We start from the raw sequence: 26,233 nt of genomic DNA, 5'->3' as shown, positions 1-26,233 counted from the left end.
TAACGCCCCTAGGCCCACTACCTCCAAAGCCCTGAAACATTCCCACCTAAAGGGCTGTTGAACAGGCTGGCGGGCGGTCGCAGGTTGTGCTTTGCTGCGCCCATAAAATGCTTAACCAACTCCACTTCAGGTGACGGAAACATGACCCTGGCGCACAATTTCCATCCCACGGTCCTGCGCGAATACGATATCCGCGGCATCATCGGCAAGACGCTGACGACCGACGATGCCCGCGCCATTGGCCGGGGCTTCGGCACCATGGTGGTGCGCGGGGGCGGCAAGAAGGTGGCCATCGGCTATGATGGTCGCTTGTCCTCCCCGTCGCTGGAAGCCGCCGCCGTCGAAGGGTTGAAGTCTGTCGGCCTGCATGTGGTGCGCATTGGCCTCGGTCCCACACCCATGCTGTATTTCACGGCGCGCCATCTGAAGCTGGATGCCGGGATGATGATCACCGGTTCGCACAATCCGCCGGATTACAACGGCTTCAAGATGATGATCGGCAAGGCGCCGTTCTTCGGTAGCCAGATCCTGGAGATCGGCAAGATCGCCGCTGCCGGCGATTTCGAGGCCGGCGAGGGATCGGAAGAGACGATCGACATCCAGGACGCCTATGTCGACCGTCTGGTCGCCGATTATGACGGCACCCGCGACCTGAACGTGGTCTGGGACAATGGCAATGGCGCCGCCGGGGAAATCCTGCGGCGTCTGGTGAAGAAGCTGCCGGGCAAGCACACGCTGCTGTTCGATGACATCGACGGCACCTTCCCCAACCATCATCCCGACCCGACCATCCCGGAAAATCTGGAAGATATCCTCCACAAGGTTGCTGAGACGAAGGCCGACCTGGGCATCGCGTTTGACGGCGACGCCGACCGTATCGGTGCCGTGGATGAAAAGGGCCGCATCGTCTGGGGCGACCAGCTGGTGGCCATCTATTCCAAGGATGTGCTGGCCAACCATCCCGGTGCCACCATCATCGCCGATGTGAAGGCCAGCCAGAGCCTGTTCGACCAGATCGCCAAGCTGGGCGGCAAGCCGCTGATGTGGAAGACAGGCCACTCGCTGTTGAAGGCCAAGATGGCCGAAACCAACAGCCCGCTGGCCGGTGAAATGTCGGGCCATATCTTCTTTGCCGACAAATATTATGGCTTTGACGACGCGCTTTATTGCGGCGTCCGTCTGTTGGGTCTGGTGTCGCGCTTTGGTCAGCTGTCGGGTCTGCGCGATGAGCTGCCGGACATGCTGAACACCCCGGAAGTGCGCTTCCAGGTGAATGAGGAGCGGAAGTTCGCCGCCGTGGACGAGATCAAGGCCCGTGTTAAGGCGGAAGAAGCCGCCGGCGGGGCCGAGGTCAATGACATTGACGGTGTGCGGGTGAAGACCGTCGACGGCTGGTGGCTGCTGCGTGCGTCCAACACCCAGGACGTGCTGGTGGCCCGCGCCGAAGCGTTCAGTCCCGAAGGGCTGGAGCGTCTGAAGGGCGCGATCAAGGACAATCTGGCCAAGAGCGGCATCGCCGCCCCGGCTGATTTCTGATGTGACGGTGGTGGGGGAAGGCGCCATGGATGCGGCTTCCCCCGCCGATCTCACACGCGACTGGGCACAGTTGCGGCGCGATGCCGAGACGGGCATCGAAAGTATCCGGGCCCATTTCACGGGCCATGCCTACGACATGCATGACCATGACGAACTGCTGCTGGGCGTCACCGAACAGGGCGTGCAATCCTTTCGCTGTGGCCGGCAACAGGTGGTCAGCGTTCCGGGTCGCGCCATCCTGATCGAACCCGGCCAGCCGCATGACGGACACAGTCCCGATCCGGCGGGCTTTACCTATCAGATGCTGTATCTGCCCCTGTCCTGGGTCCGGGAGCAGCGCGACCATGCCGCCGGGCCCTTGGCCCCGCTAGGGTTCCGCCAGACGCTGTGGGAGGACGCGGGCCTGTGCCAGGACATTGCGCAGGCCTTCCGCGCCTTGCATGGGCGGGAGGGACGGCTGGCCCGCGATCTGGCGCTGGACCGGCTGCTGGGCCGTTTGTGGCAGCCCGATCTGTGGCGCATGGAACCGGTCCGCCAACGCCCGCACCGGGCCGCCGCCAGAGCGCGCGAAGCGCTGCATGACCATCTGGAAACGGACATCGGACTGGCCGACCTGGCAGACATGGCCGGAACCGACCGGTTCCGCCTGAACCGCCAGTTTCGGGAAGCCTATGGACGCTCCCCCCATGCCTATCTGGTGCAGTTGCGGCTGAAGCGGGCCAAGGCGCTGCTGGCGGCGGGCGGGGCACCGGCGGATGTGGCGGCCAGCGTCGGGTTCGCGGATCAGAGCCATCTGGGCCGCTGGTTCCGCCGTGCCTATGGCACCACGCCCGCCGCCTATCGCCAAATCTGCACAAATGTTCCAGACGGGTCGGGGGTGGCGTCAGCATCCTGACCCTCCATTACCGGAGGGACATGATGTTTGATACCAAGGTCGCCCTGATCATCCGCGACGATCTTCTGCCCTGGCAGCGGCTGAACGTGGCTGCCTTTCTGGCCACCGGCATCGCCGCCGGCGCGCCGGACGCGCTGGGCGAGCCCTATCTGGATGCGCAAGGTCTGGCGTTCGGGCGCATGCTGGGCCAGCCCATCCTGGTGTTCCAGGCCGGCAAGGACGGGCTGGAACAGGCGGCACGGGTGGCGCGGGAACGCGGGCTGCTGACCATCCCCTATGTCGCCGGCATGTTCCGCACCGGCAATGATGCCGACAACCGCGCCTGCTTCCAGGCCGAGGATCCGGTCGCTCCGGATTGGGTCGGCATCGGCCTGCGCGGTCCGAAGAAGGGGGTGGAGAAGGCGACCAAGGGGTTGTCGCTTCATCCGTAGGTTTACGCCGGCAGCCGCCCCGCCGTCGCCGTCAGGTCGCGCAGCCGGTCGGCATGGTCATCCGTCCATTGACCGGGTTTCAGGCGCCAGCCCCAGTTGCCGTCGGGCAGGCCGGGAACGTTCATGCGGCCTTCCGTGCCAAGGCCCAGGACGTCCTGCACCGGCGTGATGACCAGTTCGGAATTCACGCCCAAAGCGAAGCGGATGAAATCCCAGTGAAGCTCCCGCCCGTCCGTATTCAGGTATGACCGGATGCGCTGCCCCAATTCACTGTCCAGCCCACCGCGCGCGGCGACCCAGCCCAGGATCGTGTCATTGTCGTGGGTGCCCGTGTAGAACACTGAATGGGCGGCATAGCGGTTGGGATCGTAATGCCAGGGCTCAAAATGGTCGCCCCATTCAAAGGGCAGGACGCGCATGCCGGGGAAGCCGAAATGGTCCCGCAGCCGTTCCACCTCCGGCGTGATGACGCCCAGATCCTCGGCGATGATGGGTAACTCCCCGAACCGATCCTTCAGCGACTGGAACAGCTCATAGCCAGGGGCGGGGACCCAGCGGCCATTGATGGCGGTTTCTTCATGCGCCGGAATTTCCCAATAGGCCTCGAACCCCCGGAAATGGTCGATGCGGACCATATCCACGGTTTCCAGCGTCTTGGCGATGCGCCGGTGCCACCAGGAGAAACCTTCGGCCCGGTGCGCATCCCAGCGGTAGAGCGGGTTGCCCCAACGCTGGCCCGTCGCGCTGAAATAATCGGGTGGCACACCGGCCACGATGGTGGGGCGGCCCGACCCGTCCAGATCGAACAGGTCACGGCGTGACCAGACATCGGCGCTGTCGCCCGCCACGAAGATGGGGATGTCGCCCATGATGCGGATGCCGCGCGCATTGGCATCCTTCTTCAGCGCCATCCATTGCCGGAAGAACAGGAACTGCTGCACCTTGATCTTCTTGATCTCGAACGACAGCGTGTGCCGCGCCTCCCCGATGCCGATCGGGTCACGGCTGGCATAAAGCGCGTTCCAGTCCAGCCAGGCGGCCCCGCCATGCTTGGCCTTCAGCACAGTGTAGAGCGCGTAATCATCCAGCCATTCGGCATCGTTGCGTGCCCGGAACAGTTCGAAATCGCCCCATTCCTCGTCATCGCTGGACCGTTTCAGGAAATTGCCAGCCACGATATCCAGGGCTGCCAGCTTGGAGGCCGCCACCCCGTCATAATCCACCCGCTCCGCCTCGTTTCCGGGTAGTCCTGACAGGATGGCGGCATCCGCGAAACCATCGCGGACCAGATCATCAAAGCTGATCAGCAGCGGGTTGCCGGCAAAGCTGGACAGGGCCGAATAGGGGCTGTTGCCCAGGCTGGTCGGGGCCAGGGGCAGGATCTGCCAGATGCTTTGTCCGGCGGCCTGCATGTCGGCCAGAAAGGCACGGGCGGCAGGCCCCATATCGCCGATGCCATGCCCGCCGGGCAGCGAAGTCGGGTGCAGGAGAAGGCCGCTGGCGCGCTGAATATTCATGATCGGGCGGGTCTTTCCTGTGGGGCCGAGGGATGGGCTGTGATCCTATCATCCCGACCCATCCTGCCCATGATTTCGTATGCCATGCTGCATTGCAACAGTTGCGCAGACGTGTAACGCTGTTACTCTCAATGGGTATGCATGCAGTATGTTGGTTACGGGGTGCCAGATGCCGGAATCGCCATTGCCACGCGGAGTGGCCAAGCAAGGCGGGCAGGCGGTGAAGACCGCACTGGACCGGTTGTTCGACCATGTGAACCGCGTGATCCTGTCGCGACAGCACCCGATCACGGGTCTGCTGCCAGCCAGTACCGCCGTTACGGTGCATGGCAATTACACCCATGCCTGGGTACGCGATAACGTCTATTCGATCATCGGCCCCTGGGCCCTGTCGCTGGCTTATCGCCGCCGGGGCGACAGTACGGCTCGCGCCCGCCTGCTGGAACAAGGCGTGGTCAAGACCATGCGCGGCCTGTTGCAGGCCATGATGCGCCAAGCGGCCAAGGTGGAGCGGTTCAAGCATACCCAGGCCCCGCTGGACAGTTTGCACGCCATCTATTCGGCCAGCACCGGCGAGGCGGTGGCTGCCGATGATGGCTGGGGCCATTTGCAGATCGACGCCACGTCCCTGTTCCTGCTGATGCTGGCGCAGATGACGCGATCGGGCATGTCGGTCATCTACACGATGGACGAGGTGGCGTTCGTCCAGAACCTTGTCCATTACATCGGCCCCGCCTATCGCATCGCCGATTTCGGCATCTGGGAACGGGGGCGCAAGATTAATGACGGGGCGGTCGAGCTGAACGCCAGTTCCATCGGCATGGCCAAGGCGGCCATGGAGGCGATGCAGGGCCTGGACCTGCTGGGCGAGGATGGGGGGCGCGTGGCCGTCATCCATGCCGTCCCGGACGAGATTGCACGGGCGCGGGCCACGGTGGAGGCGCTGCTGCCGCGTGAATCCGGGTCGAAGGAGGTGGATGCCGCCACGCTGGGTATCATCGGCTGGCCTGCCTTTGCCGTCGATGCCCCCGATTTGGTGGAGCGGACCCGCAATGAGATCCTGACCAAGCTGGCCGGTCCCTATGGCTGCAAGCGCTTCCTGACCGATGGGCACCAGACGGTGCTGGAGGACCATTCCCGCCTGCATTACGAGGCGGGCGAGTTGGAGCGGTTCCGCGGCATCGAAAGCGAATGGCCGCTTTTCTACACCTATTTTTACGTCACAGCCCTGTTGACGGGGGACGCGCGCGACGCGGCCCACTGGCGGGAAAAGCTGGAAAGCCTGCTGGTCGAGCGTGGCGGCGATGCCTTGCTGCCGGAACTGTTCATCGTCCCGGAAGAGGCGGTGGAGGCCGAACGCGCCCATCCCGGCAGCCAGACGCGCGTGCCGAATGAGAATGTGCCGCTTCTGTGGGCGCAGAGCCTGTTCATCATGGGTCTGCTGATTGATGAGGGCTTCCTGGCGCCGGGTGATGTCGATCCGCTGAACCGCCGCGCCAAGCTGAAGCCCAAGCCGCCTGTGCCCGTGCGTCTGGTGGTGCTGGCAGAGGATGAAAAGGTCCGCGTGCAGCTCAAGGAACAGGGTGTCACCTGTCAAACGTTGGCGCAGGCTGGCGGGTCCATCAATATCTGCCATGTCGATGTGCTGGTCGGTGCGCTGGCGGAGCTGGGCCGGTGCGAGGTTTTGGGCCTGTCGGGGCGGCCGCCGCGCCGGCTTGGCACGCTGATCACCGCCTGCGGCTTCCGTTTTGCCGGGCAGCCGGCGGTGATCGTGCCTACCTTCGTCGATGAACAGGACGGGTTCTATTTCACCTATGACCACCGGTTCCTGGTCGACCGGCTGCTGTCTGAAATCGCCTATATCAACCGCACCTGGACCTTTACCAAGCCGCCCCTGCTGGTTTTTCCCGTGTCCAAGGGCATGGCGGCGGGCGAAGGTTTCGCGGAACTGGCCAAGACCCTGGCCGACCTGGTGTCGGGCCGCGTGCCCGACCTCTGCGTGAGGGGCAGCGACCTGATCGACGCCTATGGCGGGGCACGCATCGTCGGCTTTGACCAGATCGCGCCCTCCTGCCCCGTGACCGCCCGGCCCGTACGCGCCTGGGCCGGCGATGATGCCTATGACTTCAAGGCACCGCCGCCGGGCGGGGAAGATCGCCGCTGGATCGAGGAGGGGGACACGCCCTGGCTGGCAAAATCGCTGGCTGGTGAGCGCCGGGCCGACTGGCACCTGCTGATGCTGACCCTGCTGTGGCAGCGGCAGTGGCGGGATTTCGTGACGGAGGGTGGCGTACCGCTGTGGCAACGGGCGGAGGACCTGTACCGCGCCGCCGGCCATGCCGGGCGCTGGGATATCGTGCGCCCTCTGGCCCACCTGCTGAACCGCCATGATGAGCGGTTGCAGGATGCGGTGAAGGAGATCGTAGTCCGGCAGAAGCATGTGATCCTGGGGGCCAGCACCGTTGATCGTCCGCTGGCCAATGCCGATATCTCGGCCCGTCTGGCCACCATCGGCGGCGATCCGGCCACCCTGATGCTGCGTGAAGAGATGCTGCTGTTCAGTGGCACCCTGATCAAAGCCAGCCCGGACCTGTTCCGCTATACCCTGTCGCTGCGCCCCGCCGACCTTTTGGGCCTGCTGGTGCGCAGCGTGGCGCGGCAGCGCGGCCTCTCGGATGCGGCGGGTCTGGAGGTGCTGAAGGGGGAGGGGCCGCACGCCATCCTGACGCGCCTGCGCCGCCTGATCTCCCGCTGCCCCGGCATGACGGGGGATTTCTGCCTGCCGGTGCTATCGCGCGGCAGTGCCGTGGATCAGCCCGAATTTGCTATGGAGGGCGATTACTGGACAGCCACCGTGCTGACCGGCGGCGATTGGTGGGGCTGGCGCGATACCACGGGCACGCTGTTGCCGGTGCCGGATGCCTTCTTCCGGCGGGTCTGGGGCCTTCTGCGTCATGGCGACGGCGTGATCATCGCCGATCCCAGCCATCAGGAAATGCGCCTGGACAGCGCCACCCTGCGCGCTGACCGCACGCCCGGCGAACGTGACTTCGCGCGCGAGGTGGAGGCGCGACTGGACCGCATCATGAACCCCGAATACCGGCAACTGACGGTGGAAGCACTGTGGGCCGTGTCGGAGATGCTGTCGGTGCATAGCAATGTGCGCTTGCCGGGCCTGATCTCCACCGACCGCATCATTGCCACTGCCGTGGAACGCCACTGGCGCCTTGCACACCCAGGGCAGGGGGATGTGGACCAGGCCGCGGCCTGGAAGGGCTTCTACAATCTGTCGCCCGTAAAGGCGGCGGAGCATCTGGCCATGGGTGCCCTGATCCTGGCTGGACTGGCGGGGGCGGTGGCGGACGCGGCGTGAATCTCGTCTCCCGGACAATGCCTTGATTGACCGCAAGGGGCCGTCTTGGGGAAAGCTGTCGGTGGCTTTCCCCTGAAGCGGTGCCCCATGTCCGACCGTACCTATCCCGTCTATGAATTCAACCGCATCGACACGGGCCCCGTGACCCTGACGGGCACCGCGGCCCGGCTGGAACCGTTGGGGGTGGAGCATCTGGATGCGCTGTGTGCCGTGGGGTTGACGGGGGACATCTTCCGCTGGTACCCGACCCCGGTGCGCAGCCGGGACGAGATGGCGGCCTGGATCGGGTTTGCGCTGGCGGAACAGCAGGCGGGCCGCATGCTGCCTTTCGTGACCGTCGACCAGGCGACGGGCCGTATCGCCGGCTCCACCCGTTATCTGGCCATCGATAAGGCCAACCGGCATGTGGAGATCGGCTATACATGGCTGGGCAAGGGGTTCCAGCGGTCAGGTCTTAACCGCGACGCCAAGCTTCTGATGCTGCGCCACGCGTTCGAGGTCTGGGGCTGTGTCCGGGTGGAGTTCAAGACCGACAGCAACAATGTGCAGTCCCGCACCGCTCTGGCCGGCATTGGGGCCGTGGAGGAGGGGACGTTTCGCAACCATGTCGTCCGTGCCGATGGCAGCCTGCGCCACTCCGTCTATTTCTCGGTCACCGACCGGGAATGGCCGGATGTGAAGGAAAGACTTACGCCGCGCGGCCCGTAACGGCGCGTTCAACGCCCTGGGCCACTGATTGCCAGCAGATATCGGCCAGCGCCTTGCGCGTGCCGGCGGTATCCAGCGACTGTGCGGTGTGGAACTCTACGACGATGCGCAGACGGCCCGCGCGCACCATGCGCCATAGGTGCGGTGGCAGTTCCATATCGCCATACCAAGCGTAAAGCTGCCGCCAGACATAGCCCAGCGGGATACCGTCCAGATGGGTTGCCGTCACGCTGACCGGCTGTACCGTCAGGGGGCGTTCCCCGATACGGGTGGAGGCGACGGCGAACAGGGCTGTCTTGAAGGGCAGGGTGCGGTTGCCGTCACTGCTGGTCCCTTCGGGGAACAGGACAAGACTGTCGCCTGCCTGCAAACGGCCCTGAATGCTGTCGCGCTGTTCATCGGCCTTGTGGCGGGCATTGCGGTCCACAAAGACGGTACGCTGCAACCTGGCCAACAGGCCGAAGACCGGCCAGCCATTCACCTCCGACTTTGCGATGAAGCTGACGGGCACAATCGTGCTCAGCACCGGAATGTCGAGATAGGAGGAATGGTTGGCGATGAACAGGACGGGCCCGGCATCGCTGGCCGGCTGCCCCTTCACCACCACCTCGATACCCAGGATGCGGCAACAGACGAGGTGATAGAAACGCGGGAAGCAAGCAGCCGCCCCCCGCAGCGACAGGCGCAGCAGCACGACCTGCACCGGAATGCAGAGCAGCGTAAACAGCCCGTAGAAGGTGAGCCGCGTGAAACCCAGCAGGGTCGAGCCGATATCCATCCTGTCCGCCCGCCGTGCCGGTTGCGATGATCAGATCAGGGACGAGCCCCGGCGCTCATAATGGCGCAGGTACTTGTCGGTGATAAGGTCGGTCTTCACGACGATGGAGACGTCGGTGGTGTTGAACTGATGGTCGACCACCGCGCCCTCACCCACGAAACCGCCCACGCGCAGATAGCCCTTGATTAGGGCCGGCACCTCGTTGATGCCGCGGCGCGGGTCGATCTCGTGCTCCTCCATCATCGCCATTTCGACATAGCGGTGCGGCAGGGCCACGGGGCGCAGGGCCGGCGGGGCCAGATGATGGTAGTAGAGATAGGAGAGCGGCAGGGCCAGGGCCTTCGGGTCGGTGCCGGGCAGGCTGGCGCAGCCGAACATAAGCTTGATGTCGTAATGGGCCGAATAGGCGGCGATCCCGCGCCACAGCAACTGCATCGTGCCCCGGCTGCGGTAATTCAGATCGACGCAGGAACGGCCCAGTTCCAACACTTCGCCGGGATATTCCTCAATCCGGGAGATGTCATATTCATCAGACGAGTAGAAGGACCCGGCGCGTGCCGCGGTAGCCCGGCGGATCAGGCGGTAGGTGCCGACCACGGCGTCAGTGCCGTCGCCCAGGCTGCGGTCGATCACCAGCAGATGATCGCACAGCGTGTCGAACATGTCGAAGTCACGCCGCTGCGCCATCATCTCCGCCGTGGGCTTGGCCGCCATCTCCTCATAGAAGACGCGGAAGCGCAGGCGCTGGGCCGCAGTGACCTCGGCGGCGGTCTCCGCCAGACGGACCTCCAGATTGCCGGAACGAATTTCGCCGGAAATCAGGGCTTCGGTGGAAAAGATGTCAGCCATGCTCTCACATATTCTGGGTCGCCGGCATTTGTCGGCTGCGGCCGTTCCGGCCTCCACTCCGTCTGTCACGAAGCATGGGTGCCACGGTCGCCGCCACACGCATTGGCATAACACGAAGCGGCGCGGGCCGGTCAACCCACTGTGTCACAATGCAGGGGCCGATCACGAAAGTTTCATGCCCTTGTCCCGCAACTTTCAAAGATATAGCGGGTTTGCGGGTAGGTCCGCCATGGTGCCATGCGCAAATCACATTGGTTCCGGCACCGAATATTGTCCGCCCGAAAGAGAAGGGGGCGACCCGCAGGCCGCCCCCTTGTCCCGTCAGCATTTCCCGCGCAAGGCAGGAGCAAGCCGATCTTTACTCGTCATCACCGGCGCGGCGGGCGCGGGTGCCCAGACCGATCTGCTTGGCCAGACGCGAACGCTGCTTGGCATAGTTCGGTGCAACCATCGGATAGTCCGGCGGCAGGCCCCAGCGGTCGCGGTATTCTTCCGGCGACATATTGTAGGCCGTCTTCAGATGGCGCTTCAGCATTTTCAGCTTCTTACCATCTTCCAGGCAGATAATATATTCAGGCGTGACCGACTTCTTGATGGCGACTGCCGGCTGCGGCTTCTCGCTCTGAACCACCGGCTCCGTACCGATGTTGGACAGAGCGCGGTAAACCTGATCAATCAAACCCGGAAGATCGTTGATTGCGACTGTATTGTTCGAGACATGGGCCGCGACGATTTCGGTCGTGAGAGACAAAAGTTCGGGCGAGGACGATGCGTTGGTCATGTATGATTGCTCCAACCAAGAAACTCGCTCGTGATATAAGTCTTATCCCAACATCATGCAATATCGATTTGGTACGTCTTCAAAGGAATCGAGCATCGTGGAAAACATAGCAGACCAGTTTCTGGACATCACCTCGCTTGTCTGCCCTATGACATTCGTGCGTACGAAACTTGCCATCGAGCGGCTTAACTCGGGCCAAACCCTTGAAGTCCGTATGAATTATGGGGAACCTTCGCGAAATGTTCCGGCCAGTCTACGGGAACATGGCTATATCGTTGCTGACCTGCAACCGGAGAATCCCGCGAGTCCTGATGGGGTTCAGCGGCTTTTGGTCAAGAAGCCTTAACCAATTAGGCTTAGGTCAGATCAGTCGCCATGACGTTTGCGTCAATTGACAAGCCCGCATGTTGATAATAACCGCGCCTGCGGCCGGCATTCGTGAAGCCCTGCGAAGCATAAAGCGACTGCGCCGCTGTATTTGTGACAGCAACTTCTAAGAAGACACGGGCAACGCCATTCGCCCGCAGATGGGCCAGTCCATGGCGTAGCAAGGTTGCCCCATGGCCGCGCCCGCGGGCGGCGGGATCGGTGCCGATGGTCAGCAATTCCCCTTCATCCAGCACCTGCCGCCAGAGCGACAGGGCGCAGGGTTCCCCATCCTCCATCAGGATGAAACCCATGATGCCCGGTGTTGCCAAAAACCCGGCAAAGGCCGGCGCGTCCCAGGCGGGACCGGATAGGGCCGGGTCGGCGAAGGCCATTGCATGCAGCGCCGCCATGACATCGGCATGGGCGGGGGCGGCGGGAATGATCTCGACCATCGCCGCCATGGCTTAGCCCTGCTTCGGCAGCGTGACGTCGGGCGGGCGCAGATAGAAGGGATCGGCGATGCGGGCCGCGATGCCGGCCCCATCCTGCATCGCCGCGATGCGGGCGGTGGCCAGCGCCTCTGCGGCACCCGCCGTCTCGCGGATCACCAAGGTACCCTTCCAGATACCCAGCGCCTGTGCCGTGCGCGCGGCAGCATCGCCCACGATCAGCAGCGGACCTGCCGGCAGGTGGGCGGCGGCATAGGCGGGCAGGTCGGCAGGCAGCACATCCGCCGGTTCACCCAGGGGTGTCAAGTCGGCGGTGAAGGGCTGCAGAAACAGGTCATCGCGCCGGCTTTCAATGGCGGCCAGCAGCGTGTGGCCGGCACGGCTATCGCTATCCAGGCCGTGCGCTGCCGCTTCCAGCGTCGTCACCCCGACCAGAGGGCAATTGGCGGCCAGGGCAAAGCCGCGCGCGGCGGCAAGACCCACGCGCAGGCCCGTAAAGGTCCCAGGCCCCACCGTCACGCCGATGCGCGACAGGTCGGCAAAGCCTATACAAGCCTCCGCCATGGTCTCCTGCACCATGGGCACCAGCTTTTCAGCAAGGCCGCGCTGCATCATCTCCGCCCGCACCGCCAGCGTGCGGCCCGATGCGGCATCCCACAGGGCGACGGCGCAGGCGCTGGTCGCCGTATCCAGGCCAAGCGTGATCATGAACGCATTTCCATCCGCAATAAGCTTCGTTATCCAGGGGGGCTTTCGCCATCACAAGGGTGAACCATGCGGTTCGTCACCATTGCCCCGCCGGTCTTCGATGTCGATCTCGATCTTCGCTATGCCACGGCGGATAATCTGACGGGAAGACCGATCTTCGCGCGGCCGCTCTGCCTGCTGCATCCCGACGCGGCGGCGGCGTTGGCGCGGGCCATCCGGCTGGCGGTGGCACAGGGGCTGCGGCTGCATGTCTTTGACGGCTATCGCCCGCCGGCGGCGCAATGGGCGCTGTGGAACGTGCTGCCCGACCCGACCTTCATCGCCGATCCGCGCGTCGGGTCCAGCCATGGGCGCGGTGTCGCCATCGACCTGACCCTGGCGCAGGCGGATGGCACCGTGTTGGAGATGGGCACGGGCTTTGACGATATGCGGCCCATCGCCTGGCATGCCGATACCAGTATCTCTGTGGAGGCGCAGCGCAACCGCGCCCTGCTGCTGGGTATTATGGCGGCTGCTGGTTGGCAGCATTACGCCTATGAATGGTGGCACTACCAGTTGCCGGGCGCGTCTTCTTACCCGCTGGTGGAGGATGGGGTGTTGGGCCCGTCACTGATGGGTTCGGGAAACTCGTCGCCGGGGTAAAAGGCGCGGGTGAAATACAGGCCGTCGGCAGGGGCCGTCTGTCCCGCCGCCGACCGGTTGCGGGCCTCCAGTGCAGCCTGCACGTCGTCAGCGGTCCAGCGCCCTTCGCCCACCATCTTCAAGGTGCCGACCATGTTGCGGACCTGATGGTGCAGAAAGGAACGGGCGCGGGCCACGATGTGGATTTCCTCGCCCACCCGTGTCGCCGATAGTTCGGCCAGGGTTTTCACAGGGCTGGCGGCCTGACACAGCGAGGCGCGGAAACTGGTGAAATCATGCCGACCGACCAGGCGCTGGGCCGCCGCATGCATGGCGTCGGCGTCCAGCGGATGGGACACCAGCCACGATCGCCCCGCATCCAGCGCCAGCGGTGCACGCCGGTTGGTGATGCGGTACAGATAGGCGCGCCCGATGCAGGTGAAGCGGGCATGGAAATCACCCTCCATCGCCTCTGCCTTCAACACCGCAATGGGGTTGGGCTTCAGGTGATAGTTCAGGGCGTCGCGGACCTTTTCGGCGCTCACAGGTTTTTCCAGGTCGAAGCTGGCCACCATACCTGTGGCATGCACACCGCTATCCGTGCGCCCCGCCGCATGAACCGTCACGGTCTCTTGGGCAAACCGCCGTACCGCTTCTTCCAGGCAACCTTGGACCGAGGGGCCATGGTCCTGCCGCTGCCAGCCCAGAAAGGGGCTGCCATTGAACTCGACGGTGATTTTCCAGCGCTGGGCCATGGGGTGGGCGACTTTCAACAGGGGCGGCACAGCGATGCCGCCCGCAGGCCCGCCCGTCAACATTGAACATAATTCATTTGACGTGGCGGCCATCACACCTGTGTCATGATCCTTATGTTAGCGTCCGGCCATCTGCAATGCCGGAAAGGCAATTGGAAGAGGGGGGCCGGGAAATGGCCAAGTATGATTGGATCGGCGAGGCCCTGGTGAACTCCATCACCCAAGTGCTGGTGCCGACCTTTGTGGATTTGATGGCCGACCTGGGGCGCGAGGCGGTGGATGCCGTGCGCGGACTGGACCTTCAACCGATCCCCGGCACGATTTTCGCCGACAAGCTTTCCGGCACTGCCGGCAACGACCTGTTCTTTACGGGGGCTGGTGCCGACACGATCCGCGCCGGGGCTGGAACCGATGTGATCGTGGCCGGCAAGGGCGATGACGTCATTGATGGCGGTGCGGGTTCCGACGTGATGTCGGGCGGCAGCGGCAATGACCGTTTCGTCTTCACCAGTGCCGCCCTGGTGGCAGGGGACCAGGATCTGGTGGTCGATGCGAAGGCAGGTGAAAGGCTGGATTTCGACGCCGCGTCCGAATCGCTGCTGCGCATCGGCGGCGTTGCCCTGTCGGCCCTGACGGCGAATACGGCTGTTCCGACCTTCCTGCAGGCGGGTGTCACCAATGTCGCGCAGATCGACGGCCATCTGGTCATCGACCTGAACAATGATGGCCTGTACGATACCGCCAATGATTACAAGATCATCATCCCGGATGGGCTGAGCCTGCGTTACGACGCCGGTGCCGACTGGTTCGTGATCGGCTGATACCTCAAAAACGCAGGGTGGCGGTCAGGCCGCTGACCCCGCCTAGCGTGAATTCATGACCCAGCCGGTGGGCGATGTGGTGGCAGAGCGTCAGGCCCAGCCCCAGTCCCCGCCGCGCCGGTCCCGGCCGTTCCAACTGCCCGCCTGGTTCCAGAACCAGTGCGCGCTGATCCGCCGGGATGCCCTCTCCATCGTCGGCCACCAGCAGGGTGGGGCCACCGGCACGGCGCACGCCCACCAGGATGCGGGTGCCGGGCGCGCCATGGCTGATGGCATTGTCGATCAGGGCGCGTAGCAGCCGGTCCAGCATGACGGGATCGGTTTCTACCACCAGACTGGATTGGACCAGGCGTATGGGCCGCCCGGCCTGGGCTGCCCGTTCCGCCAGTTCACCCGTGACACGGTCTAAAACTGGTCCTAGTGGCACCTGTTCCCGGCGTAGCCGGGCGCTGCCGCTGGCGAGCGATGCCAGGGTCAGTACCTGATCCATCTGCGCCGCCCCGGTCTCCAGCGCTTCTTCCAAGCGGTTGGCCAGTTCCGCCTGTTTGGGATCGACCAGCTTCATCTGCAGCAGGTTGAGGAACAGGCGCATGGCCTGGAACGGCTGCCGCAGGTCATGGCCGACGGAGGCGAGAAGACGGATCGGATCGATCGGGGTGGGGCTGGTCATGCTCTGCCGCTATCTTGAGAACCGGCCCGACTGTGGCCGGCTTTCGCTCCAGCGTCCAGCATTCACCAGCCCACCCCGCAAAGGGTCACACGAAGACGGCGGGCGTGGCGGCGGCGGCCCGGTACTCTTCCTTCATGCGGGCCACCAGCTCGGCGACGGGCGGCGCATCATGGATAGTGCCGATGCCCTGGCCGGCGGACCAGATATCCTTCCAGGCCTTCTTCTTCGACCAATCCTCGATGGACAGGTTGGGATCGGCCTGACCGCCGGAAATGGCCGTGACGTCGATGCCGTTGGCGGCGACACTGGGCGCCAGGTAATTGCCGGGAATGCCACTGAACATCGGGGTGTAAACAATGTCGGCACCCGTATGGTCGATGATCATCTGCTTATAGGCGTCGGGCGCATTGCCCTCTGCGGTGGCGATGAAGCGGGTGCCGATATAGGCAAAGTCGGCCCCCAGCACCTCTGCGGCCCGCACCTGCGCGCCCGACGACATGGCCCCGGCCAGCACGATGGTACCCTTGAAGAATTCCCGGACCTCCGACAGCAGGGCAAAGGGCGACATGGTGCCGGCATGGCCGCCGGCCCCGGCGGCCACCAGGATCAACCCATCCACACCGGCGTCCGCCGCCTTTTTGGCGTGGCGGATATTGGTGACATCGTGGAAGACCAGCCCGCCATAGGAATGCACCGCCTCCACAATGCCCACCGGTGCGCCGACCGAGGTGATGATCAGCGGCACCTTATGCTTCACCATCAGCTCCACATCCCCCTGTAGGCGGGTGTTGGAGCGATGGACGATCAGGTTCACGCCGAACGGGGCCACCGGCTTGTTCGGGTTGTCAGCAGCATAGGCGGCCAGTTCGCCCGTGATCCTGGTCAGCCATTCATCCAGCAATTCCGGCTGGCGCGCATTCAGGCTGGGGAAGGTGCCAACAATGCCAGCCTTGCATTCGGCCAGCACCAGTTCGGGATAGGAGACAATGAACATGGGCGATGCGATGACGGGCAGCGACAGCTTTCCCTGGAACTGGCTGGGCATGGGCATCTTCGGTCATTCCTCTCCGGCGGCGCTTGAGGCGCGATTGCTTGATTGATGGAGTGGTTTTAGCACGCTCGTTCGCAGGTCGCCAGAACCCCGGTCATGGGCGCATGGCGGCCCCACCGGTGGGCGGCGTTGCGCGCCACACCGGTGGCGTTGCATTCTCCGCCGCGACTTGAAATCCAAGGGCCGGTGCCATGCAGGACTTCCTTTCCATCCATCCCGAAGTGTCGGCGGCGTTAAAGGCCGGCAAGGCCGTTGTGGCGCTGGAATCGACCGTGATCAGCCATGGTTTGCCCTATCCCGCCAATGTGGAGACGGCCAAGGCCCTGGAAGCCGCCATCCGCGCCGAAGGGGCGGTGCCTGCCACCATCGCGGTTCTGGATGGCCGCATCCGCGTCGGTCTGGATGCCGACGATATTGAACGCTTGGCCCAGCCGGGCGTGCGCAAGGTCAGCCGCCGTGATCTGCCCGTCGCCTTGGCCCAGGGGGCGGATGGCGCCACGACCGTGGCTGCCACCATGATAGGCGCGGCGCTGGCCGGTATCGCCGTCTTCGCCACGGGCGGCATTGGCGGCGTGCATCGCGGGGTGGAGACCACCCTGGACATCTCCGCCGATCTGGAGGAACTGGCCGCGACCGACGTCGCCGTGGTTTGTGCCGGGGCCAAGGCTATCCTGGATCTGCCGCGCACGCTGGAATATCTGGAAACCAAGGGCGTGCCGGTCATCGGTTTCGGCACCGACCGTTTCCCCGCCTTCTACACTGCCTCCCTGCCGTTGCCTGTCGATGGCCGCTGTGATTCGGCAGATGAGGCGGCCCGTGTCCTGCGTGCCAAATGGCAGCTTGGTCTGGGCGGCGGTGTCGTCATCGGCGTGCCGATCCCCGACGATGCAGCACTTGATGCCGAAGCGGTGGAAGCCGCCATCGCCCAGGCCGTGGGCGAGGCCGAGGCGCAGGGCGTGCGCGGCAAGGCGCTGACACCCTTCCTGCTGAAGCGCATGGAAGAGCTGACGGGTGGGGCCAGCCTGGCCGCCAACCGCGCCCTGCTGCTGAACAATGCCCAGATAGGTGCCCGCATTGCGGTGGCCTATGCCGCGCAGAAGTCAGAATTCGCCCTGCCCAAGAAGGTGGTCACCGCCAAGCGTCCGCCGGGCTATTGAAGAGCAGGGTTGCAGCCGCAACCCCTGTCCCCCGTTGACTCCTTACCCCTTCACCACTATAGAACGCGCTTCGTTTTAGACGTCAGCAGTTCCAAGACCGGAGTAAGTACCGTGAAGCGTCCTTTTCAGCCGTCCAAGATCGTGCGCGCCCGCCGTCATGGTTTCCGCGCCCGCATGGCCACCGTTGCCGGCCGCAACATCATCAATAAGCGCCGCGCCCAGGGCCGCAAGAAGCTGAGCGCCTAAGGTTACCGGCATGGCGCCTCCCAAATCCAAGGTGGGGCGCCTGACCAGACGGCCGGAATTCCTGGCCGTCGCGGGCGCCCGTCGCAAATGGGCCACGCCGGGTCTGGTTCTTCAGGCCCGCGCCCATGATGAGCGGCAGCACCCCAACCCCGGCGAACCGCCGGTGCGGATCGGTCTGACGGCCAGCAAGAAGGTGGGGGGTGCGGTTGAACGCAACCGCGCCCGTCGTCGTCTGCGCGCGGCGCTGGCTGAGGTGCTGGCCCCCAATGCCACCCCCGGGCACGATTTCGTGCTGGTGGCGCGGGCGGAAACGGTGCGCCGGCCCTATGCCGACCTGAAGGCCGACCTGACCCAGGCTTTGAAGAAGCTAAGGGTGTGGAAGGGCAAGCGGGAAGCGGCACAGGCCGAATCGGTCCTGGCGAAGGATGAAAACGCATGAGCCCGGCGGCCTGGCTGCTCCGGGCTTTTGTGCATTTCTACCGCTGGGTCATTCGGCCGATGATGGGGCCGCCCCGTTGCAGATTTCACCCCTCATGCTCACATTATGCGCTGGAAGCTCTGGCAGCACATGGGGCATTGCGGGGCGGTTGGCTGACCCTGCGGCGCTTGGCGCGCTGTCATCCCTGGGGTGGTGAAGGGTATGACCCGGTGCCGCCCCGGCATCCGGGCCACGCCCGGAACGAGAAATGTTGCGGCGGGCATTGATCGCCCGCCGTTTTCATGTGACCAACCGGGCACGATCCCGGTATGTAACCGGCCATTGAATTCGGAACCTGGACCAAGCACCCATGACGGATCAGAAGAACCTTGTCCTGACCATCGTGATCTCCATCGCGATCTTGTTCGGGTTCCATTACTTCTATGAGCGTCCGCGTCAGTTGGCGGCACAGGCCGAGGCGCAGCGCCAGCAGGCGCTGGTGGCTGAACAGGCCCCGTCGACCGTGCCGGGCGCGACGCCAGGCATTGGCGCTGACGCAGCCGTGCCCGCTGTGCGCGACCGCGCCGCGGTTCTGGCCGAGACGGGCCGCGTCGCCATCTCCACCCCCAGCCTGCACGGGTCGATCAACCTGCGCGGCGGTCGCGTGGATGATCTGACGCTGGCCAAGTACAAGACCACCCCGGACAAGAACAGCCCGGAAGTGGTGCTGCTGGCCCCGGTCGGGACCGAGCATCCCTATTACGCCGAATTCGGCTGGGTCGCCGCCAATGCCGGCGACGGCGTGGCCCTGCCCAAGGCCGATACGGTCTGGACCGCCAGCGCCAACACGCTGACCCCGGACAGCCCGGTCACCCTGTCCTGGGACAATGGCGCCGGTCTCGTGTTCGAACGGACCTTTGCCATCGACGCCAACTATATGTTCACGGTGACGCAGCGCGTGCGCAACGAAACCGGGGCGCCCGTGGCCCTGAACCCCTATGGGTTCGTGCAGCGCCGGGGCACGCCGAAGGTTGAAGGCACCTACGTCCTGCATGAAGGGCCGCTGGCCATCGTCGACGGCACCCTGAAGGAATACAAGTACGGCGACCTGAAAGAAGACGGGAAGACCATCAACCTGTCCTCCACGGGCGGCTGGATCGGCATTACCGACAAATACTGGCTGGTGGGTCTGATCCCCGATCAGGCGCAGACCACCGACATGCGCGTCCTGCACCAGAAGGCCGCCACCGACATCTATCAGATCGACTACAAGGCCCCGGCTGTGACAGTCGCTGCCGGTGCCGCCGCCGAGACGACGCACCGTCTGTTCGCGGGCGCCAAGATCGTGGGCCTGCTGAACGAGTATAATGACAAGCTGGGCATCGACAGCCTGGACTATGCCGTTGACTGGGGCTGGTTCTATTTCCTGACCAAGCCGTTCTTCCACGGCCTGGACTGGCTGGGCGTGACCATCGGCAATTTCGGCATCGCCATCCTGGTCTTCACCGTCTTCTTGCGTCTTGCCTTCTTCCCCATCGCGAACAAGCAGTATGAAGCGTTTGCGAAGATGAAGAAGCTTCAGCCCAAGATGGAGGAGCTGAAGAAGAAGCATGGCGATAACCGCGAAGCCCTCTCCATGGAGATGATGAAGCTGTACAAGGAGGAGAAGGCCAATCCGCTGGCCGGCTGCCTGCCCATCCTGCTTCAGATTCCTGTGTTCTTCGCGCTGTACAAGGTTCTGTATGTCACCATCGAAATGCGCCATGCGCCCTTCTATGGCTGGATCCATGACCTGTCCGCCCCCGATCCGACGACGCTGTTCAACCTGTTCGGCCTGATCCCGTGGGACCCGCCCAGCTTCCTGCATATCGGCATCTGGCCGCTGCTGATGGGCGTGACCATGTGGTTGCAGCAGAAGATGAACCCGTCCAATCCGGACCCGGTGCAGCAGAAGGTCTTCATGCTGCTGCCCTTCATCTTCACCTATATGATGGCAGCCTTCCCCGCCGGTCTGGTGATCTACTGGACCTGGTCCAACCTGCTGTCCATTGCCCAGCAGTGGTTCATCATGCGCCGCATGGGTGTGAAGCCGACGTAATACGTTCCCTCAGGCGCCGGGCGGCGGCATCCGCCGCCTCGGGCTTACGCGGGCATGTGCCCGCGGGCCGGCGGTCGCCGGCCTGGGAGAATGACCTGAAACGTTTTGACTGAGTGTGCCCCCGGCCATTGTGCCGGGGGTGTGTGTTTGAGAGAAGGAGTTTCCGCCATGGCCAAGCCGCTGACCATTACCCCGTCCCTGATCGGTGATCTGACCGAGATGGAGATTGAGGCCGGGCGTCTGCTGTTCGCCAAGGAGTGTGACTTCTTCTGGGGTGCCGAGGCGGCGACCACTTTGCCGGAGGCGGTGCTGCCGGAGATTTGCTTTGCGGGCCGGTCGAATGTGGGCAAATCCTCCCTGGTCAATGCCCTGACGGGGCGCAAGACGCTAGCCCGTACCAGCCAGACGCCGGGCCGGACGCAGCAGTTGAACTTCTTCAATCTGGGCAACCGGCTGGTCATGGTGGACATGCCCGGCTATGGCTATGCCCAGGTGTCGAAGGAACGGTCCGCCGCCTGGGTCGACTTCATCAAGTCCTATCTGCGCGGCCGTGTGACCCTGAAGCGCGCCCTGGTTCTGGTCGATGCCCGCCACGGGTTGAAGCCGCATGATGTCGACATGATGAAGATGATGGACCAGACGGCGGTCGGCTATCAGATCGTGCTGACCAAGGCCGACACGCTGAAGCCCGGCGCGATTGACAAGATCCGCGCACAGGTGGCGGTGGCCCTGAAGACGCACGGTGCTGCCCATCCGGAGGTGCTGGCCACCTCGGCGGAAACCGGCCTGGGCATCCCCGAGCTGCGCGGCTTCCTAACCCGCATGGCGGAACCCGTGGTGGCGGGCTGATCCCTTATCCGCGCGGCAGGGACAGTACGACCCGCAGGCCGCCGCCATCAGCCTGATCCAGGGTCAAATCACCGCCATAAAGCCGGGCCAGATCATCGACGATGGCCAGACCCAGGCCGCTGCCGGGTACCGCCTCGTCCAGCCGCACGCCGCGTGCCAGGACGGCGGCACGTTCGGCCGCTGGGATGCCCGGCCCATCATCCTCAATAATCAACCGCAGCTTTTCCGCCCCGTTCGCCGTGACGGACAGGGTGACACGGCCCCGGCACCATTTGGCGGCATTATCCAGCAGGTTGCCGGCCATTTCGGCCAGATCCTGCGCCTCTCCCCGGAACGACAGACTTTCATCACCGGTCACCGCCACCTCGATATCCCGGTCGGGATGCAGGCGCGCGATGGTACGGGCCAGCGGGCGCAGGGTCGGGATAACGGGCGTGCGCAGGCCGGCGCCCTTGGCCATGGCGGCGGCGCGGGCGCGGGTCAGGTGGCGGTCGATCTGCCGGCGCATGCGCTCCGCTTCGGCCTGGATCAGGGCCGATTCGGTCGGATCGGACAGGGTGGCGGCGCTGTTGGCTATGATGGTCAACGGGGTCTTCAAGGCGTGGGCCAGATTGCCCGCCTGGGTCCGCGCGCGCTCCACCATTTCTGCATTGTCGGCCAGAAGCTGGTTCAGGTCGTCGGCCAGCGGCTGTACTTCCGATGGGAAAGCGCCCACCAACCGCGTGGACCGGCCCGCCCGCAGGTCGGCCAGCGCCCGACGCAGCCGGTCCAGCGGCACCAGACCCAGCCGCACCTGCACCAGCGCCGCCCCCAGCAGGCCCAGGGCCAGAATGCCCAGCGACAGGGCCAGCACCTCGGCAAAACGGCGCGTGGCGGCGGTCAGGTCGGCGGTGGTGGCGGCCACTGACACTTCCACCGGGCTTTCCTTGTCGGGCAGTCGCACCCGGCGCGACCAGACCAGCAGCGCCTCTCCGTCCGGTCCCGTGGCGGTGCGGCGGTGCAGGGCGCCATCGTCGGGTACGGTGCCATCGGGACGCAGTTGCTGATCCCACAGGGAGCGGGAGCGTACGGCCACGCCCTGATCATCGGTTACCTGCCAGTAAAGGCCCGACAATGGCCGCTGGAAGCGCGGGTCGGACAGGTCGCGCGATGCCTCCACCCGCCCGCTGTCACCAGGACGCAGGGCCACCGTCAACTCATCCAGATGCAGTTCGGCGTGGCGGGCCAGTTCCGCTTCTGCGTGATTGCGGAAAATGTCGGTCAGCAGCCAGCCAGCAACGGCCAGCGCCAGGGTCACCCAGACAAAGGCCAGTGCCAGCAGGCGAAGCCCCAGCGACCCGCGCCGCATCAGACGGCTTCCATGCGGTAGCCCTGGCCGCGCTCAGTATGGATCACAGGTGCCCCCAGCTTTCGCCGCAGCCGACCGATGAATACCTCGATCGTGTTGCTGTCGCGGTCGAAATCCTGTGCATAGATATGTTCGGTCAATTCCGTGCGGGACAGGATGCGGCCCTGGTGATGCATCATGTAGGACAGGACCCGCTGTTCATGGGCCGTCAGATTGACGGGGTTGCCCGAAACGGTGACGCGGCCTGTGCGCGTATCCAGGCTGACGGGGCCGCAGGTGAGGGCGGGTGATGCCTGGCCGCCGGCGCGGCGGATTAGGGCGCGCAGCCTTGCCAGCAATTCCTCCATCCGGAAGGGCTTGGCGAGGTAATCATCGGCACCGGCATCCATGCCCTCCACCTTTTCCTGCCAGGTGCCGCGCGCGGTGAGGATCAGGACCGGCATGACCCGCCCTGCCGCCCGCCAGCCACGCAGAACCGACAGGCCGTCGCGACCCGGCAAGCCTAAATCCAGGATGATGGCGTCATAGGGTTCCGTCTCGCCCATGAAGGCGGCCTCTACCCCGTCGGGGGCAGGGTCGGCGACATAGCCGGCCTCGTTCAAAGCCTGGATCAGCTGCCGCCGCAGGTTGGCGTCATCCTCTGCCACCAGGATGCGCATCACTTCTTCTCCTTCAACAGGTCCTTGCCCGCGGCCTTGGCCTTCAACAGCTTGCCATCGGCGGCGTCGTACAGAAGCTCAACCAGCCGCCCGTCGGCGGCCAGGATCTCAATGTCATAGACGAAGCGCCCATGCTTGGTTTCCAGTTCCACCTCCAGCAGGCGGCCTGGATAATCGGCCTCTGCCTTTTCCATGATGGTGCGCAGCGACATGATTTCCCCGCGTTCCAGCGCCGCGCGGGCGCGGTCATGGTCGGCGCGGTCATCATCATCGTCATCATCGGCCCAGACATGCGGCGCGCCGGCCAGGGCCAGGAACAGGCAGAGGGGCAGCAGCAGCAAGGGGCGCATGGGATGGGGTGGGCTCCGGCGGGGGGCGGGGTGGGGTGATGATACGGGTCTACGCAACGCTGTGAAACACGGATTGAGTGGATGTTTCGTGCAACGGAATGAAACAGAAAATAAGGGGCCGTTTCATGGAGAACAGTATCGGAGTCCGAAGGCTGTCAGCTCCGAATTGGGGTGGGCGCAGGTCTGGGGTTGATAGGGCACAGCGTAGCAGACCGGGTAGGTGAAAGCAGCAGTTACGGGGGGCGTAGGTCAGGTCGAGCCGCAAGGCGAGCCCTGAAAGATATGGATTGAAGGCCTTTTCTGTCAGGGCGGGGCTTGTCGCCCCAACCTGACCTACGTCCGTCACCTTAGTAGACCAGCCCTTCGGCGGTCAGGCCGGACAACAGCGCCTTCACGCCGACAAGGTCCAGGGTGCCATGGCCCTCGGCCAGTTCGACCCAGGTGCCGTCATTGTTGTTGTCTGCATAGACGGTCCATTCGGTGCGGCCCTTTTCGATCTCGGTCTTCACGACCAGACCGTCGCGCAGCTGCCAGGTCTCGTTCCGGTCGGGGCGTTCGGTTTCCCAGCGGCCATCGTCCCATTCCTGAATGGAAGTAACCGTTCCGGCGCTGTCGAAGGTGAAGCGGTAAAGATCGTCCACCCCGCTGGTGACGGGGCGATTCACGCTGTAGGCCTCGAAAAACACGCCGTCGCCATTGGCATCGGTATAGAGCGTGACCTCGGTGCCGTCGCGGCCGGTTTCGGTCTTCACCACGCCATCAGCCGTGATCGACCAGCTTTCATTCCGGTCAATCTTCTCATTCTGCCAGCGGCCTTTCTCCATCTCCTGCACACCGGTGATGGTGCCGCTGGTCAGCGTGAAGCGGTAACCACCTTCGAACGGGCTGGCGGCGGTAACGGTACGGGCCATTTTGAACACTCCTGTCATCATTGTCTGCCAAGCAACCGACCTCAAACCAGGCCGGTGTCAGACGCGACAATAGGGGGGCGAACCTGAACGGCCCCTGAAAGTGCCGTTCAGAAAGCGTTCAGGAAGAAGACGGCGCGCGTCCGCCTTGATTGCGCCCGGATGCAGGCTTATCACCGGAACAGCTTAACCATCTCCCGGCCCCCCCCCCAAATGTCCCTTAGCCACCGCCCCTTACAGCCGCGCGCCATTCTTGTGGCGCTGCTGATCCTGCTGCCCCTTCTGGTGGCGTTCTATTCGCTGACCCTGGGCCAGGACGGGAACTGGGACTTGCGCAATTACCATTGGTACAATGCCATGGCCTTCCTGGAGGGAAGGGAGCTGGTGCAGGATGTGGCCCCGGCGCAGGTGGCGACCTTCTACAACCCCACGCTGGACATCCCCGTCTATTGGCTGGCGCAGGTTCTGCCGGCCCGTGCGGTGTCCTTCATTCTGTCCTGGGTGCAGGGGCTGAACCTTGTCCCGCTGACGGGTATCGCGTGGCTGCTGCTGCCAGTGCTGACGGGCCGCGCGCGGGCGCTGGCGTCGGTGGCGCTGGCCCTGGTCTGCTTTGCGGGGGCCGGGCAGATGGGTCTGCTGGGCACCACCTTCTATGACAATGTCATCAGCCTGTTCGTGCTGGGCAGTGCCTGGCTGGTCATGGCGCGGGCCGATGATATCTGGGGTGGGGCGCCCAAGGTGGCGTTCCCTATCGTCTTCATCGCCGGTCTGCTGGTGGGATCAGCGGTGGGGCTGAAACAGCCGACGCTGCCCTATGCCGTGGGTCTGTGTTTTGCCTTTCTGGCGGTGGCCGGTGGGTTCTGGCGGCGGATGTTCCTGTCGTTTTTCTTCGGCATCGGCGTTATTGCTGGCATGGCGCTGTTTTCCGGTCATTGGATGTGGCACCTCTGGTCCACCTATCAGAACCCGCTGTTCCCCTATTTCAACGATTTCTTTAAGTCGCCCTGGGGCGTGCCGGAGGCGTATCGGGATGACAAGTTCCTGCCGCACGGCCTGTGGAACAACCTGATCTTCCCCTATACGTGGCTGATGGACCCCAAAAAGGTGGGGGAGATCATCTTCACCGACCTGCGCGTGCCGGTGATGGTGGTGGTCTTGATGCTGACCCCGTTCCTGACGCTGGCCGGGCGGTTTGTGGGCAAGCGCGATGCCGCCCAACAGGATGTGATGGTGCCGTTCCGGCCCGCACTGTACCTGCTTGTGGCGGGGGCCTTGACCTATCTGGCGTGGCTGAAGCTGTTTGCCATCTATCGCTACCTGATCCCGCTGGAGATGATGGCGCCGCTGGTGATGGTGGCGGCCATCGCGCTGTGGCCCCTGCCGCGCCGGGCCAAGGGCGTGGTGATCCTGGCCCTGCTGGCGCTGGTCACCGTCACGGCCCGGCCCGGCACCTGGGCGCGGGTGCCCTTCGCGGACAAGTTCGTGGAAGTGTCGATCCCCGACCTGCCCAACCCGGACAACACCATCATCATCCAGACCGGCTACGCGCCCACCAGCTTCCTGGCCTATGGCTTTCCCAGGAATGTGCCGTTCCTGCGCATCCATAGCTATTTCATCCATCCCGACCATGGCGATATCCTGCTGAACCGCGCCATGCATGGCCGTATCGACGCGCATCAAGGCGACATCTTCTGGCTGGTCGCGCATTGGGAGGTTTGGACGGCGGACCATATCCTTCCCCATTACGGGCTGGCCGCTGATATGAGCGATTGCGGGCTGGTGAAATCCAACCTGGATGAACCGATGATGCTGTGCCGGTTGCGGAAGGTGGCGTCGGTGCCGACCGGTGGGTGATCCTGCACTTGGAAGCAGCGCCAAGCTGCGCTAC

General features: G+C 64.4%; 28 protein-coding genes. 15 read left to right on the top strand and 13 right to left on the bottom strand.

Annotated elements, in window-relative coordinates:
• Positions 1 to 141 precede the first annotated feature (141 nt).
• The 3 genes from pgmG to C0V82_RS08480 are packed head-to-tail and all read left to right on the top strand — an operon-like array spanning position 142 to position 2,862.
• Positions 142 to 1,536, top strand: coding sequence for a phosphoglucomutase/phosphomannomutase PgmG (gene pgmG, locus C0V82_RS08490; protein WP_102111963.1), 1,395 nt, complete (start codon positions 142 to 144; stop codon positions 1,534 to 1,536).
• Positions 1,537 to 1,561: 25 nt separating this feature from the next.
• On the top strand, positions 1,562 to 2,431 hold the full coding sequence (locus C0V82_RS08485; RefSeq protein ID WP_102113326.1) for an AraC family transcriptional regulator: 870 nt from the start codon (positions 1,562 to 1,564) through the stop codon (positions 2,429 to 2,431).
• A 20-nt stretch (positions 2,432 to 2,451) separates the two neighbouring features.
• Entirely contained in the window at positions 2,452 to 2,862 is a 411-nt protein-coding gene (locus tag C0V82_RS08480; RefSeq protein WP_199772385.1) for a DUF2000 domain-containing protein, read from the top strand.
• A gap of 2 nt (positions 2,863 to 2,864) precedes the next feature.
• Here the strand turns inward: C0V82_RS08480 and malQ are convergent, their stop codons facing one another.
• Positions 2,865 to 4,382: a 4-alpha-glucanotransferase gene (gene malQ, locus C0V82_RS08475; protein ID WP_102111962.1), complete on the bottom strand. Its 1,518-nt coding sequence runs from the start codon at positions 4,380 to 4,382 to the stop codon at positions 2,865 to 2,867.
• Between the two features lie 166 nt (positions 4,383 to 4,548).
• Here malQ and C0V82_RS08470 point away from each other — a divergent pair, with 166 nt between their 5' ends.
• Both C0V82_RS08470 and C0V82_RS08465 read left to right on the top strand, forming a co-directional pair.
• Positions 4,549 to 7,752, top strand: a complete 3,204-nt coding sequence (locus C0V82_RS08470; protein ID WP_158659811.1) for a glycoside hydrolase family 15 protein — start codon at positions 4,549 to 4,551, stop codon at positions 7,750 to 7,752.
• Positions 7,753 to 7,839: 87 nt separating this feature from the next.
• The gene (locus C0V82_RS08465; RefSeq protein ID WP_102111960.1) at positions 7,840 to 8,460 is read left to right on the top strand and encodes a GNAT family N-acetyltransferase; all 621 of its coding nucleotides are present in this window, start codon (positions 7,840 to 7,842) and stop codon (positions 8,458 to 8,460) included.
• Here the strand turns inward: C0V82_RS08465 and C0V82_RS08460 are convergent.
• The 3 genes from C0V82_RS08460 to C0V82_RS08450 form a co-directional block, all read right to left on the bottom strand.
• The gene (locus tag C0V82_RS08460) at positions 8,441 to 9,238 is read right to left on the bottom strand and encodes a lysophospholipid acyltransferase family protein (RefSeq protein ID WP_102111959.1); all 798 of its coding nucleotides are present in this window, start codon (positions 9,236 to 9,238) and stop codon (positions 8,441 to 8,443) included. The genes C0V82_RS08465 and C0V82_RS08460 overlap by 20 nt on opposite strands.
• Before the next feature lie 30 nt (positions 9,239 to 9,268).
• Positions 9,269 to 10,087 (bottom strand): GNAT family N-acetyltransferase, encoded by an 819-nt coding sequence (locus C0V82_RS08455; protein ID WP_054165776.1) that lies wholly within the window; start codon positions 10,085 to 10,087, stop codon positions 9,269 to 9,271.
• 358 nt (positions 10,088 to 10,445) lie between these two features.
• Positions 10,446 to 10,868: a Ros/MucR family transcriptional regulator gene (locus C0V82_RS08450; RefSeq protein WP_102111958.1), complete on the bottom strand. Its 423-nt coding sequence runs from the start codon at positions 10,866 to 10,868 to the stop codon at positions 10,446 to 10,448.
• 55 nt (positions 10,869 to 10,923) lie between these two features.
• Between C0V82_RS08450 and C0V82_RS08445 the strand changes: the two genes are divergently transcribed.
• Entirely contained in the window at positions 10,924 to 11,214 is a 291-nt protein-coding gene (locus C0V82_RS08445; protein ID WP_102111957.1) for a sulfurtransferase TusA family protein, read from the top strand.
• A 10-nt stretch (positions 11,215 to 11,224) separates the two neighbouring features.
• Here C0V82_RS08445 and C0V82_RS08440 read toward each other — a convergent pair whose 3' ends face one another.
• Together C0V82_RS08440 and tsaB are read right to left on the bottom strand one after the other, a co-directional pair.
• Positions 11,225 to 11,698, bottom strand: coding sequence for a GNAT family N-acetyltransferase (locus C0V82_RS08440; protein WP_102111956.1), 474 nt, complete (start codon positions 11,696 to 11,698; stop codon positions 11,225 to 11,227).
• Positions 11,699 to 11,701: 3 nt separating this feature from the next.
• The gene (gene tsaB / locus C0V82_RS08435) at positions 11,702 to 12,394 is read right to left on the bottom strand and encodes a tRNA (adenosine(37)-N6)-threonylcarbamoyltransferase complex dimerization subunit type 1 TsaB (RefSeq protein ID WP_102111955.1); all 693 of its coding nucleotides are present in this window, start codon (positions 12,392 to 12,394) and stop codon (positions 11,702 to 11,704) included.
• 66 nt (positions 12,395 to 12,460) lie between these two features.
• Between tsaB and ddpX the strand changes: the two genes are divergently transcribed.
• Positions 12,461 to 13,036, top strand: coding sequence for a D-alanyl-D-alanine dipeptidase (ddpX, locus tag C0V82_RS08430; RefSeq protein WP_102111954.1), 576 nt, complete (start codon positions 12,461 to 12,463; stop codon positions 13,034 to 13,036).
• Here ddpX and truA read toward each other — a convergent pair.
• Positions 12,967 to 13,770 carry a tRNA pseudouridine(38-40) synthase TruA gene (truA, locus tag C0V82_RS08425; protein WP_102113324.1) on the bottom strand — a complete coding sequence of 268 codons (804 nt, stop codon included), beginning with the start codon at positions 13,768 to 13,770 and terminating at the stop codon, positions 12,967 to 12,969. The two genes, ddpX and truA, sit on opposite strands and share 70 nt — an antisense overlap.
• A gap of 173 nt (positions 13,771 to 13,943) precedes the next feature.
• Between truA and C0V82_RS08420 the strand changes: the two genes are divergently transcribed.
• On the top strand, positions 13,944 to 14,591 hold the full coding sequence (locus C0V82_RS08420; protein WP_102111953.1) for a calcium-binding protein: 648 nt from the start codon (positions 13,944 to 13,946) through the stop codon (positions 14,589 to 14,591).
• Positions 14,592 to 14,595: 4 nt separating this feature from the next.
• Here the strand turns inward: C0V82_RS08420 and C0V82_RS08415 are convergent, their stop codons facing one another.
• Together C0V82_RS08415 and C0V82_RS08410 are read right to left on the bottom strand one after the other, a co-directional pair.
• Complete coding sequence (locus C0V82_RS08415; protein WP_102111952.1) at positions 14,596 to 15,261, bottom strand: sensor histidine kinase; 666 nt, start codon at positions 15,259 to 15,261, stop codon at positions 14,596 to 14,598.
• Positions 15,262 to 15,346: 85 nt separating this feature from the next.
• Positions 15,347 to 16,312: an NAD(P)H-dependent flavin oxidoreductase gene (locus C0V82_RS08410; RefSeq protein ID WP_102111951.1), complete on the bottom strand. Its 966-nt coding sequence runs from the start codon at positions 16,310 to 16,312 to the stop codon at positions 15,347 to 15,349.
• Between the two features lie 191 nt (positions 16,313 to 16,503).
• Between C0V82_RS08410 and C0V82_RS08405 the strand changes: the two genes are divergently transcribed.
• The 6 genes from C0V82_RS08405 to yihA all read left to right on the top strand — a co-directional run bounded on the left by C0V82_RS08405 (position 16,504) and on the right by yihA (position 21,080).
• Positions 16,504 to 17,469 (top strand): pseudouridine-5'-phosphate glycosidase, encoded by a 966-nt coding sequence (locus C0V82_RS08405; protein ID WP_102111950.1) that lies wholly within the window; start codon positions 16,504 to 16,506, stop codon positions 17,467 to 17,469.
• A 111-nt stretch (positions 17,470 to 17,580) separates the two neighbouring features.
• Positions 17,581 to 17,715, top strand: a complete 135-nt coding sequence (gene rpmH, locus C0V82_RS08400; protein ID WP_029013881.1) for a 50S ribosomal protein L34 — start codon at positions 17,581 to 17,583, stop codon at positions 17,713 to 17,715.
• 10 nt (positions 17,716 to 17,725) lie between these two features.
• Positions 17,726 to 18,154: a ribonuclease P protein component gene (rnpA, locus tag C0V82_RS08395; RefSeq protein WP_102111949.1), complete on the top strand. Its 429-nt coding sequence runs from the start codon at positions 17,726 to 17,728 to the stop codon at positions 18,152 to 18,154.
• Positions 18,151 to 18,420, top strand: a complete 270-nt coding sequence (gene yidD / locus C0V82_RS08390) for a membrane protein insertion efficiency factor YidD (RefSeq protein ID WP_102111948.1) — start codon at positions 18,151 to 18,153, stop codon at positions 18,418 to 18,420. Before rnpA ends, yidD begins: the two co-directional genes overlap by 4 nt.
• Positions 18,421 to 18,503: 83 nt before the next feature.
• Entirely contained in the window at positions 18,504 to 20,231 is a 1,728-nt protein-coding gene (yidC, locus tag C0V82_RS08385) for a membrane protein insertase YidC (RefSeq protein WP_102111947.1), read from the top strand.
• 168 nt (positions 20,232 to 20,399) lie between these two features.
• Complete coding sequence (gene yihA, locus C0V82_RS08380; RefSeq protein WP_102111946.1) at positions 20,400 to 21,080, top strand: ribosome biogenesis GTP-binding protein YihA/YsxC; 681 nt, start codon at positions 20,400 to 20,402, stop codon at positions 21,078 to 21,080.
• Between the two features lie 4 nt (positions 21,081 to 21,084).
• Here yihA and C0V82_RS08375 read toward each other — a convergent pair whose 3' ends face one another.
• From C0V82_RS08375 to C0V82_RS08360, 4 genes are all read right to left on the bottom strand, one after another.
• On the bottom strand, positions 21,085 to 22,428 hold the full coding sequence (locus C0V82_RS08375) for a sensor histidine kinase (protein ID WP_102111945.1): 1,344 nt from the start codon (positions 22,426 to 22,428) through the stop codon (positions 21,085 to 21,087).
• Entirely contained in the window at positions 22,428 to 23,087 is a 660-nt protein-coding gene (locus C0V82_RS08370) for a response regulator transcription factor (protein ID WP_102111944.1), read from the bottom strand. The genes C0V82_RS08375 and C0V82_RS08370 overlap by 1 nt, the downstream gene beginning before the upstream one ends.
• The gene (locus C0V82_RS08365) at positions 23,087 to 23,437 is read right to left on the bottom strand and encodes a PepSY domain-containing protein (protein ID WP_102111943.1); all 351 of its coding nucleotides are present in this window, start codon (positions 23,435 to 23,437) and stop codon (positions 23,087 to 23,089) included. The genes C0V82_RS08370 and C0V82_RS08365 overlap by 1 nt, the downstream gene beginning before the upstream one ends.
• 347 nt (positions 23,438 to 23,784) lie before the next feature.
• The gene (locus C0V82_RS08360; protein ID WP_102111942.1) at positions 23,785 to 24,348 is read right to left on the bottom strand and encodes a hypothetical protein; all 564 of its coding nucleotides are present in this window, start codon (positions 24,346 to 24,348) and stop codon (positions 23,785 to 23,787) included.
• Between the two features lie 210 nt (positions 24,349 to 24,558).
• On the opposite strand from C0V82_RS08360, the gene C0V82_RS08355 reads away from it, so the two are divergent.
• Positions 24,559 to 26,199 carry a Clp protease/crotonase-like domain-containing protein gene (locus C0V82_RS08355; protein WP_245924042.1) on the top strand — a complete coding sequence of 547 codons (1,641 nt, stop codon included), beginning with the start codon at positions 24,559 to 24,561 and terminating at the stop codon, positions 26,197 to 26,199.
• Positions 26,200 to 26,233: the final 34 nt, after the last annotated feature.

The sequence above is a fragment of the Niveispirillum cyanobacteriorum genome, assembly GCF_002868735.1.
In the GTDB taxonomy this organism is placed as follows: Bacteria; Pseudomonadota; Alphaproteobacteria; order Azospirillales; family Azospirillaceae; genus Niveispirillum; species Niveispirillum cyanobacteriorum.
The sequence above is the reverse complement of the archived record's forward strand: the minus strand, read 5'-3'. Positions and strand labels throughout refer to the sequence as shown.